Here is a 10,509-nt window from a genome sequence, read left to right on the forward strand (position 1 = left end):
GGTCAGAACGTCCCGCCTTGCGGAATCACCGCGTCTTCCGCTCCGACCGGGGCGCCATCGTTGGCGACGTGGTGCGCGACAGGTTGCTTTTCCAGTTCGTCCTGGGCTTCCCGCACCAACCGGGCGAGGATGCCCGTGGCCCAATACACATCGGGTGCCACGTCACGGAAAATCGGGGTCCTGCCCGCCTTGCCCCGACTTCCGATCTGCGTATAGCTGCCGGTCGCGGCCGCCCCGTCGTTGCCTGCGGGCAGGTACTCGGCGGCCACGCCACGGATGGTGGACAGCCACTCCACGGCGGCATCGGCTCGCGCGGCGGGCGTTTCGGCGGCCGCCACCTCCGGGATGCGGGAAACCAGTTGGTGGGCTTCGCTTCCGCCGCGCAGGAATTCCACTAGCCGCCCGGCCGCCGCCAGTTCCACGATGCCGCTCGCCGGATCTTGTGAGTGCGAATCGAAAAGCCGGCGCAGGACCTGGTATGGGCGCAGTGACCGCATGACCGGGGGCTCGTGCGATTGCGCGATCGCCAGCAAAATGCCTTCCAGGACCGCGGGGAGCCAGTCATACGATGCGGTGAATTGGGCGGGCGGGGTAAGCAACGGGTTTGGGAAGGCCAGCCACTGCAGATGCTCTTCGTCGAAGATCCGGACGGGCTCGGTAAACGGCGACGACGGGATCTGTATCTGGCCGGTCAGTTGACCCAGGAACCAGCCCGCGGTCATCGACCGGCGTTCCGCGTCCGCCATCGGCAAGGAGGCCTGCAGTGGGCGGCTGCGCCGGTACCGCCAGAACGCGGCCCTGCCCGGGCCGGCCGTCGCCGACCACTGTTGGGCCGCCGGGGTGAGTACCGAATCGAAGGCAAGCGGCGAGTAATTCGGATAGGACCCGAAGATGTCGATACGGGTCACGCTGTCCTCGTCGCTGAGCGACCGGGCGAAATTGTCCTTCGTCGCCTGGTCGATTCTGGGATTCTGGCGCAGCGCGTCGCTGAGCGCCTCCGCGACCGACTGCCCCAGGAAGGGGATTTCGGAGAATTTGTAGCGGTACTCGAGCTGCTGTCCGGGGTGCACCGCCTGCAGTGACTGATCGTTGATGCTGGCAAGTGGCCGCGCCAGCGCGAGCGCTTCGTTGAACTTGGCGACGATGTCGCGGCGCCGGGTGGCGAGCTCGGACTCGGGCACACCCGCGCCCTGGACGAAATCGCGCAGCGACACTTTGCAGAACTCCGCAAAGGCTTCTCCGGGGCGTCCCACGTATAGTCGCGCCCGCCTGAGCAATTCCGTTGGGTGCGTGTGGATATCGTACTGAGCCAACGACGGGACCAGTGAAGCGCCCGTGTCGGGGTCGGCGCCGAAGGCCCGTGTCACCCAATTCGAGGTGCGGTCCAGCAGCCCGCCCGGCGCCGGTACCCCGCCGGTGGTTCTCCACTCTCCGGCGATCACCCGGGCCGTGCTCTCCACGACGGCGTCGGAAAACGGTGGCGATGCGTGCCCGGTAACCAGCGCCTTGGGCAAGTCGACTTCGTAGCGCTCCTTGAAGGCGGTGGAATTGATCAACAGCACCTCGTTGTTCGCTTCGGCGAAGCGGCCCGGCACCAGCTCGTCGGCATCCGAGGGCCAGGCGGTGTACTGGTCGGTGACCAGCCGCGCCAGCCCGACGTCGGACGGCGCCTCGGATTGCGCGTTCTCGAGGATCACCTGCGCCTCACTCAGCGCGGCGCTCAACGGCCCCAGGAGTTCGCCGCCTATGACTTTGAGGACGTCGGCGACCTTGGTGGAGGCGCTGGCGTACAGGGCGCGGCGGATGTTGCCCTGGAACCCGTCGAGCGCGGTGCGCAGCACCTGGTCGGCATTCGACATGACGCCGCGCAGGGAGTTCACCGCGGATTCGACGTTGGATGCCAACGCCACAACGTCTTTAGGCCCCATCGAGCCCAGATCCTCGACGGCCGTGGTCAGTTCCTCGTCGATGTAACGACGCAGGCGCTCGACGACACCGCGGGTGTAGGGCAGGCCGAAGTCGGCGACGCACCGTGTGACCAGGGTGTCGATGCGGTGCAGGAATTCGCGGTGCCACGCGAATGCCATCGCGTATGCGGCGTCGTTCACCGCTTTGGTCAGCGGCGCCCGCCGGTTGGCCACCGCCTGGCGGAAGATCGGCACCCATTGCTCGGCCATCACGCCTTCCGGGCTGGGCAGGAATCCGCGGAGCTGACGGTCGATGAGAGTGGCGGTGGTGGAGCTGCCGGCACGGGCCGGAAAAGCCACGGTCGTAATCCAGTTGCCCAGCAGCCGCACGCGGCTGGTCTCTTCACCAGAGGTGGCGGGGAGGCCGAGGCTGTCACAAGTCGCCGGCCACTGGCTGTCCAACAGCGATTCGAGTTGCTCACCGCCCGACGCCGGATTTCCGCGCTGCAAATGACCGAACAGCAGCTTGTCCACGCAGCTGCGCGCGAGCCGTTGTGCCGCGTACTCGGCGTAGCGGTCCCGGCCCATCGACAGGCTGCCGAAACCATAGGTGCCCCAGGGCAATGGGTCCCACACCTCGTTGCCCCAGCCGAGCAGATCCCGGTCTCCGGATGGGGAAGCGGTGTTTCCCAGGTCGTACGAAACGAACTGTTCGCTGGCCGTCCCGCTCATCATCAGTCCGGCCAGCCCACGGCCCAGCCCGCGATAGACGGCGTTTTGGGAGCCGTCACCGAAAAGCGTTCGGTCGGCACCGACGTAGCGGCCGACCGGGAAGACACGCGCGAACGGAATCGCCTCGCCCTCGCCGTGCTGCTGGCCGAGCGCGCGCAGAATGCGTACGTCATGGTCCCGGGCGGCTCCCGATTGGCTCGCCACAATTTCGCCGAGCAGCGCCAACGCGTTGGCGCGCACGCCGATTCGTGCGCTTTCCGGCAGCGAGTCGAAGATGTCGGGAGTTACCATGAACACCCCCATCAGCTTGGGGTCCAGGCCCGCGACCAGAGTCAGGAGCCGGCACACGTCGAGCGCCATCGAGGCGCCCGCGCCACCGGCCATCGACGACACCACCAACACCAGCGGGGGCTCGTTGGGGTCGAATGCACCCATGCCGGGAACGTCGAGCTGCGCCATCTGGGACATCGCCTCCACGCGGAACAATTGGTCCCACGCGTTCTGCAGCCGTTGCCGTATCTCGCCGGCCTTGCTCAAGGTGATCATCCTGCCGATGGCGCGGTACTGGCCGGCGCCGGCGGAGATCGGGTTCGTCACCGCATCGGGCTGACGCGGCGCCCACGTCGCGATGGTGTCGAGCGCCGACTCGGCGGTCAGCCGGTGCGACAAGGCGCTGTCCAGGATCGCGTAACTGCTGCCCTGCGGCCCGGCCCCGATGTACGTTCCGCCTTGGCCGGCGACGTTGGCCAGGCCGTCGGGTCCCGCTTCAGCGCCGCTGGGAACGTCGATGTGGACGAATTGCCAGCCGATCGGCAGTGATTGGACCCCTGCCGCAAGGAGTTCGGAGCGCAGCTGGTCCATCATGTAGGCCAGCGTGGCTCCGCCGGACCCGCCGCAACCGACCACCAAAAACCGACGCATCAGGTTCCTCCTCCTGGGTTGAACGGCTTCTGCTCAGCGCGAACGTCGTCGGTGTCCGCGAAAGGGTCGAAGCCGGTGTCGGGTACGGGACTGGGGCCGAAAGGTGAGGAAGCGTCCGGCTCACCGGGTTCCTTGGCGGTGAGCAGCGCTTCCGCCGCGCGGTGGCGTAGTTGGCTCAGCACCTCCGGCAGCCGGCGTTCGACGGCTTCGTAGATCTTCTTGCGCTGGGTGACATCGGCTTGCCCGTTGACCATCAGTAGTACTTCGGCCCTGTTTGGCGCGTCGTTCGGGTTGTGCAGGACAACCCATTTGCCGTGTACCGCCAGCGGCAGCACAGCGCGCAGCCCGCTGTCGTCGGTTGACGGTAACTCCGACCCGGCGGTGACGTATCCAGGAGCGTCGACGTGCACATGGGCAGTCCCGAATGGACTGCGGCCCAATTCCGCCGACAACTGCACACCAAGCACGGTCAAGTGCCGAGTGCCGCGCGACAGACCGGTAACCGGCGTCACGAGATCCGTATCAGCCATCTCGAAGGGCCTGCCGTCCCGCAGGACGATGCCGTCGACGACTTCGACGGGAATGCGTTCGGCAACCATGGGAACGGGGGGAATCTTTCCCACATACCACTTGGCCGCATACAGCAGGGCCAACGGTATGCCGGGACCCAGCAGCAACGCCGCGATGAGCACCAGCAGGAAGTTGGTCGTGCTCAAGGGACGCACCATGGAGGCCACGAAGGTGACGTCGACGACCTGTGCATCGTTCGGGTTGTGTTCGGCCGCAATGTGAACGGGAACGGTGCCGGTGAGGCCGCCGTGGCCGTTGTGCTGGGTTTGCAGCGTGACGGGCAGGGCGGCCTTCCGGTCCCGGTCGACCTTGAGACAGTTGCCCGGCCCGTCGGCCGTCGAGCTGACCTCGACGGAACCCAGATCCTCGGGTGCCGCCACGATCGACGGCCGGTCACCCTTCGCGATCCACACGCAGCCCGGCCCGGTGATATCGAGTGTGGCCGCGGCGCCCTTGCTGCCCTCGACCGTTCCGAAGTCGATTCGTTCGCCCGGCGCGGGCAGACCGACCCTGGGCAAAATCCGCACGGGCGTGTCGACGTGCTGCGGCGAGAGGGTGGTGCCGGCGATCGGCGGGCCGCCGTGGGGATTCGGCGCGGGCGCAGTGGTGATCACCAGCGACATGCGTACGGTCGCCGGACCCGGCTTCACCTTGGTGAGGTCGACGTCGACCGGTTTGCCGATGTCGGCCTTGGGCACCGAGTCCAGCAATTTGACCGGTGCGGCGCCGCCGACGGCGAGGACCGCGGACACGGTGGCATCACCGGCGAGGCCGGTGGGATCGACGGGATTGCCCTTTCCGTCGACCAATCCGAACGTAACGCCCTTCACTACCTGGCCGGCGTGCCAGGATTCCTTGTCGCTGTTGACGGCCGGGAAGATGTCCGTGCTGATGTGGATGGCGACGCGCGACACGGCGCCGGGATGTTTGCCGGTGGTGTCGACGTACACGATCGCCCACTGGCCCGGCCAGCTCGGGTTGCCGGCGTCATGCATGGAGATCGTCTGCGCCGACTCGGACGGCCACTGGTAGCTGACCGGTATGCCGTCGACGTTGACGCTGACGTTGCCGTCTTTTTTGGGTAGCTGCACCTGTTGTCCCGACGGCGAGATCAGGTACGGCACTATGCCGGGCATTCCGCCGGAGCCCACGATGTTGACCGACTTCACCGACCGGTCCAGTACGAAATTGTGCCGTGCCTCCTGGCACACCTTCTCTCGGCAGACCGGCTTGCTGTCGTCGGATCGGGGCGTGGGATTGAGCGCATCGAACGCGAAAAGCATCTGGTCGATGTTCGAAACACGATAGAAGGCGCCGGGTTTGGGGTCGGTGATGCCGCCGCAGCGGGTGCCGTTCGGGCCGGCGCCGGTGCTGATCGCCGACATCACGTCGAAATCGGAGTCGTCATTCCCGAGGCCGACGCCCAACATCACTACATGCGCGGCCCTGAGCTGATCGGCCAGTCCGCCCGGCCTGCAGATGGAATCTGTTGCCCGGCGAATCATTTCGGCGACACCGTCGTCGCTGCCCAGATCCACTCCGGGGGCGTAGGGCCGCCCGCCCGGTCGTTTGCTGAAGTCGAGCTTGCCGTCAGAGAACCAGGCGATTGCCTGGCACCGGTTGGGATTGCCCTGCACGTGGTCGGCCAGCGTTTGTCGTGCCCCGTCCAGCGCCAACCAGTAATCGGTGTCGGCACCGCTGTTGTGTTGAGCCAGCGTCTGCAGTTGGTCGTCGACGGAGTCGACCGATGCCGAATCCAACCGTCTCCAGCCTTGCCTGACCGCATAACCCTCGGAGAAGCCGGCGATCGCCACGTCAAGATTTACATTTGTCCGATCCGCGTAATCACCAAGGGTTTTCACGAGGTACTTCGCCGCATCTACCCGCGCCGCCTTCGGGTCCGTGCTCTTCAGGCTGCCCGACTCGTCGACCAGGAGCAGGAGGTCCCCTGCCTTCTGCGACGCGAGACAACCGCCGTAGCGGCTGACGGCGGCGCTACGGTCGGGAGTATCGGCACCCGCGAGCGGGGTGAGCAAGCCGGCCAGCAGAATGCCGAACGGCATCACGACGGCCGCAATCAGCCGGGCGACAACCGGCCATCGGGTCCGTCGCAGATGCATCATCGCCGCGGCGCCCCTAGAACCTGCCGGCCCACAGCGCGAGTTGCCAGGCGCCCATCCCGATCCCCGCCGCACAAGTTGCCAGCACCGCCCAATAGGCGGGGCGCAGCCAGGCCGGCGCCGAATACACCGCGCTCAAGCGCCGACGGGTGTCAAGCCGACTGCACCAGGCCAGGACACCGATCGCGGCCGGTCCGGCGAGCAACCAGCCGACGAACGCCAGCATGACAGACGAATTGCCCTGCGTTGCAATATAACTGAGGAGCGCCGATACCACGCCCAGGGCGGCGACCGCAAACGCCGCGCTGAAGAGTCGCAGGGGTGGGCCTGCCACCGCAAAGGCGGAGGCCGGCTCCGCGTTTGCCGGATCGGCGAAGGTTTCCGCAACGGCCGATGTCGTCACCGTCGGTGCCTGACCCTCGAATGGGTCGAAACCGCCGCTCGGCACGCCCGGTCGCGACTGAAGTTCGGGGTGCCCCGGCCCCCCGGAGGCGCGACCGCCGAAGTCGCTGAAGTCGAACGGATCCGAGGCGGATGACGCCGGTGCCGTCCGGTCGACGCTGATGCTATCCATCAGGCTCTCCCATCAGTTCTATGGAGGCTGTGGTTGGGTTTCAGTGTGATTTGGGCCCCGCTCACACGGCCTGTCCCGGGTGTCGCTGTCTGGTCAATACCGGTTCAGGCAGACGGCGAAAGACCGGTCCGGAGGCGCGGCAACATAGGTGGAGTTGCACTCCGCGTCGGCGGGTACCCGCGAGGTCACCGTGTAAACGCCGACGCGGTGCTCACAGGGCACCTCGAATAGGTCCAGCGCTTCGTCATCGCTGACGCCGCCACTGCTGTCGCGCTTTTCGATCTCGACGCACTTGCCAACCGTCGCGTGATCGAGTGTGATCTTGTGCCTGGGCCGCATCGGGCGGGGCGCGACGGACGTGATGACGCTCGTCGATGGAGCGGCACCCGCCGGCGAGGCGGCACGGCCGCCGTTCGCTGCGCCGCCATCCCGCGCCAGGAGCCAAATCAGCAAGGCCACCAGGACGACCGAGAGCAGGTAGCCGACGACCAGCCCACACACGGCAGCCAGCCATCCTCGCTCGCCGGTGCGCTTGATCTGTGGCAGGGCCAGGTGCCCGAGCACCACACCGGCGGGGGGCGCCAGGACGCCGAACACCGGTGCGAGCAATGCGTAGGTATTCAGCGGCGGGCGCGCCGCCGGAGGCGGTGCCGGCGCGAAGTCGAACGGATCCCCAGGCGCGGATGCGTTGTCCGGCCGGCCGCCGTCGGACGGTTCCGTCTGCGGCCCGCCGTAACTGGTCGGCGGGCCGGCATCATCATCGGGAGCCACGCCATAGGCGGCGAATGGATCACCCGATGGCGGTGCGAAGGGGTCCCCACTGCTCATCACTTCGCGGTCCTACCCCGCCTCGCACGCATTACACATGTGGTGCACATGGCGAAACCGGCTGCGCGCGCGGCGCATCCGGTGCGGCCGTCGGGTTCCAATCACTGCCCGTATTTCACAAAGCACGCGACGATGTTCTCTTGATCGTTCGTGAGGTATTCGCCTGGCGGACATTGGGCGGCATCCGTGCCCTTCCGCCGCACCTGGAAGACGCCGTCGCGGACTTCGCACCGGGTTCGGTAGATGAAGACCTGGTCGGTGTTGGCCCTGGTGGGGTCGGGCTGGTTCTTTTGGATCTCGACGCAGTCGCCGACCCGCAGCTCCGCCACGCTGACCCGCGGACGGCTCTGCGGCGGCGGAGTGATCACGGTGGACGTGATCACGGGCGGCGCCACGGCGGCCGACTGTTTCGTGCTGCCGTTGTCACCACCGTGGTCTCCCAGCAGCAGCCAGACGACGAGGGCAATTACTGCCAGCGTGATAAAGACGTACGACAGCGTCAGACCGAGCACCGCCCGCCGATGCCCCGGTTGGCGAGTGCGTTTGATCTGGGCGAGGGCGAGGTGGCCCAGCACCGCTCCCGCGGGCGCAAACACGAACGCAAAGACAACCGACAACGTGGCGAACGTGTTGACCTCGCCACTCGATGGCGACGGCGGCCGCCCGGGCAACGGCATTGGCTCTTGGGTCAAAGACCCAGACGTGCCGAACGGATCCCCGTCGAACGGATTCGGCCCCTCCGCGCGCTGGCCGGCGAAACTCACAAGCACCCCCTGGTGATCGCTTTCCCCCGACCACCTCCGAGCAATGCCCAGCCTAACCCGCTCGCGCAGAGCCGTTCGTTTTATGGATGCTGGCTGGAGACGGAAATGACCTCGCCGGTCAGGTAGCTGGAGTAGTCGCTGGCCAGGAACGCGACGGTGGCCGCCACCTCCCAGGGCTCGGCGGCCCGCCCGAACGCCTCACCGGCGGACAGCCGGTCGAGCAGGTCCGCCGAGGTGGTCTTGTCCAGGAACTTGTGCCGGGCGATGCTGGGGGACACCGCGTTGATCCGCACCCCGTATTCGACGGCTTCGATTGCGCTGCAACGGGTCAACGCCATCACGCCCGCCTTGGCGGCGGCATAATGCGACTGCGAGTGCTGCGCCCGCCAGCCCAGGACGCTGGCGTTGTTGACGATCACCCCGCCGTGGCCGGCCTGGCGGAAGTAACGCAGCGCCGCGCGGGTGGCCCGGAACACCGACGACAGCGTCACGTTCAGGACGCGGTCCCACTCGTCGTCGGTCATGTCGACCACCGGCGTCTGGCCGCCCAGCCCGGCGTTGTTGACCAAGACGTCGAGCCGGCCCATCCGGGCGGTGGTCGAGGCGATCAGCGCGTCCACCTGCGCGGTGGACGTCACGTCGCACAGCACGCTCTCGACGCGGCCCAGCCCCAGGGCGGACAGTTCGTCGGCGGTCTCCCCGAGCCGGCGTTCGTGGTGGTCGGACACCACCACGTCGGCGCCCTCGACCAGGGCGCGGCGCGCGGTCGCGGAGCCGATGCCGGTGCCCGCCGCCGCGGTTACGACGACCACCCTACCTTGCAGGAGCCCGTGTCCGGCAACCTCTTTCGGAGCTTCGGACAGGCTCATCCCTTTACCTCCCGGGGCAGGCCGAGCACGCGCTCGGCGATGATGTTGCGCTGGATCTCGTTGGAGCCGCCGTAGATGGTGTCGGCGCGGGTGAACAGGAAGAGCCGTTGCCATTCGTCGAATTCGCCGTCCGAGAGGGTCAGGCCCGGCTTGCCGATCACGTCCATCGCCAGCTCGCCCAGACCGCGATGCCAGTTCGCCCACAACAACTTCGACACGTTGTCCTGGCCGGGCTGCTCGACGTCCATCGTGGCCAGCGCGTACGAACGCATGGCCCGGAGCCCGGTCCACGCCCGGGTCAGCCGCTCCCGGATGAAGGGGTCGTCGGCGGCGCCGTTGCGCCGCGCGAGGTCGGCCAGGTTGGAAAGCTCACGGGCATAGCGGATCTGCTGCCCCAGCGTGGACACGCCGCGCTCGAAGGTCAGCGTGCCCATGGCGACCCGCCAGCCGTCGCCGGGCTCGCCCACCACCAGCTGAGCCTCGGTGCGCGCGTCGTCGAAGAAGACCTCGTTGAATTCCGAGTCGCCGGTCAGCTGGATGATCGGCCGGACCTGCACCCCGGGCTGATCCAGCGGCACCAGCAGGTAGGACAGCCCGGCATGCCGCTTGGAGCCCTTCTCGGTGCGGGCCACCACGAAGCACCACTGCGCCCAGTGCGCCAACGAGGTCCACACCTTCTGGCCGTTGATCACCCACTCGTCGCCGTCCAACTCGGCGGTGGTCGACACGTTGGCCAGGTCGCTGCCGGCGCCGGGTTCGGAGTAGCCCTGGCACCACAGCTCGGTGACGTCGAGGATCTTCGGCAGGAAGCGCCGCTGCTGCTCGGGGGTGCCGAAGGCGATGAGCGTCGGGCCGAGCAGTTCCTCGCCGAAGTGGTTGACCTTGTCCGGCGCGTCGGCGCGGGCGTACTCCTCGTAGAAGGCCACCCGGTGCGCGGTGGACAGCCCGCGGCCGCCGTGTTCGACCGGCCAGCCCAGGCAGGTCAGACCGGCCTTGGCGAGATGCTGGTTCCAGGCCCGGCGCTCTTCGAAGGCCTCGTGCTCGCGCCCCGGTCCGCCAAGGCCCTTGAGGGCGGCGAATTCGCCGACCAGATTGTCGGCGAGCCAACCGCGGACCTCCGCCCGGAACTCCTCGACGTCCTGCATGCGTTTCTCCTATGTCAAGCCGCTGCCGGTTGGCAAGGCTTTGTTTGGGTGTCGTGGTCGGTATGAAGGTGATGGGAAA

General features: G+C 67.4%; 7 protein-coding genes. All 7 read right to left on the reverse strand.

Annotated elements, in window-relative coordinates; genetic code table 11:
• Positions 1 to 2: 2 nt before the first annotated feature.
• Positions 3 to 3,560 carry a tubulin-like doman-containing protein gene (locus HMPREF0591_RS00940; protein ID WP_007166502.1) on the reverse strand — a complete coding sequence of 1,186 codons (3,558 nt, stop codon included), beginning with the start codon at positions 3,558 to 3,560 and terminating at the stop codon, positions 3 to 5.
• Positions 3,560 to 6,250 (reverse strand): vWA domain-containing protein, encoded by a 2,691-nt coding sequence (locus tag HMPREF0591_RS00945; protein WP_244268779.1) that lies wholly within the window; start codon positions 6,248 to 6,250, stop codon positions 3,560 to 3,562. Before HMPREF0591_RS00945 ends, HMPREF0591_RS00940 begins: the two co-directional genes overlap by 1 nt.
• Before the next feature lie 16 nt (positions 6,251 to 6,266).
• Positions 6,267 to 6,653 carry a hypothetical protein gene (locus HMPREF0591_RS30200; protein WP_167310109.1) on the reverse strand — a complete coding sequence of 129 codons (387 nt, stop codon included), beginning with the start codon at positions 6,651 to 6,653 and terminating at the stop codon, positions 6,267 to 6,269.
• Positions 6,654 to 6,917: 264 nt separating this feature from the next.
• Positions 6,918 to 7,652, reverse strand: coding sequence for a DUF4190 domain-containing protein (locus tag HMPREF0591_RS30205; RefSeq protein ID WP_083212271.1), 735 nt, complete (start codon positions 7,650 to 7,652; stop codon positions 6,918 to 6,920).
• Between the two features lie 101 nt (positions 7,653 to 7,753).
• Positions 7,754 to 8,416: a DUF4190 domain-containing protein gene (locus HMPREF0591_RS34620; RefSeq protein WP_244268780.1), complete on the reverse strand. Its 663-nt coding sequence runs from the start codon at positions 8,414 to 8,416 to the stop codon at positions 7,754 to 7,756.
• Positions 8,417 to 8,496: 80 nt separating this feature from the next.
• Positions 8,497 to 9,285, reverse strand: coding sequence for a (5R,7aS)-5-hydroxy-7a-methyl-1-oxo-2,3,5,6,7,7a-hexahydro-1H-indene-carboxyl-CoA reductase (gene ipdF, locus HMPREF0591_RS00965; RefSeq protein WP_007166507.1), 789 nt, complete (start codon positions 9,283 to 9,285; stop codon positions 8,497 to 8,499).
• The gene (gene ipdE1 / locus HMPREF0591_RS00970) at positions 9,282 to 10,430 is read right to left on the reverse strand and encodes an acyl-CoA dehydrogenase IpdE1 (RefSeq protein ID WP_007166508.1); all 1,149 of its coding nucleotides are present in this window, start codon (positions 10,428 to 10,430) and stop codon (positions 9,282 to 9,284) included. The genes ipdF and ipdE1 overlap by 4 nt, the downstream gene beginning before the upstream one ends.
• Positions 10,431 to 10,509 lie beyond the last annotated feature (79 nt).

It is taken from the genome of Mycobacterium parascrofulaceum ATCC BAA-614, assembly GCF_000164135.1.
GTDB lineage: Bacteria > Actinomycetota > Actinomycetes > Mycobacteriales > Mycobacteriaceae > Mycobacterium > Mycobacterium parascrofulaceum.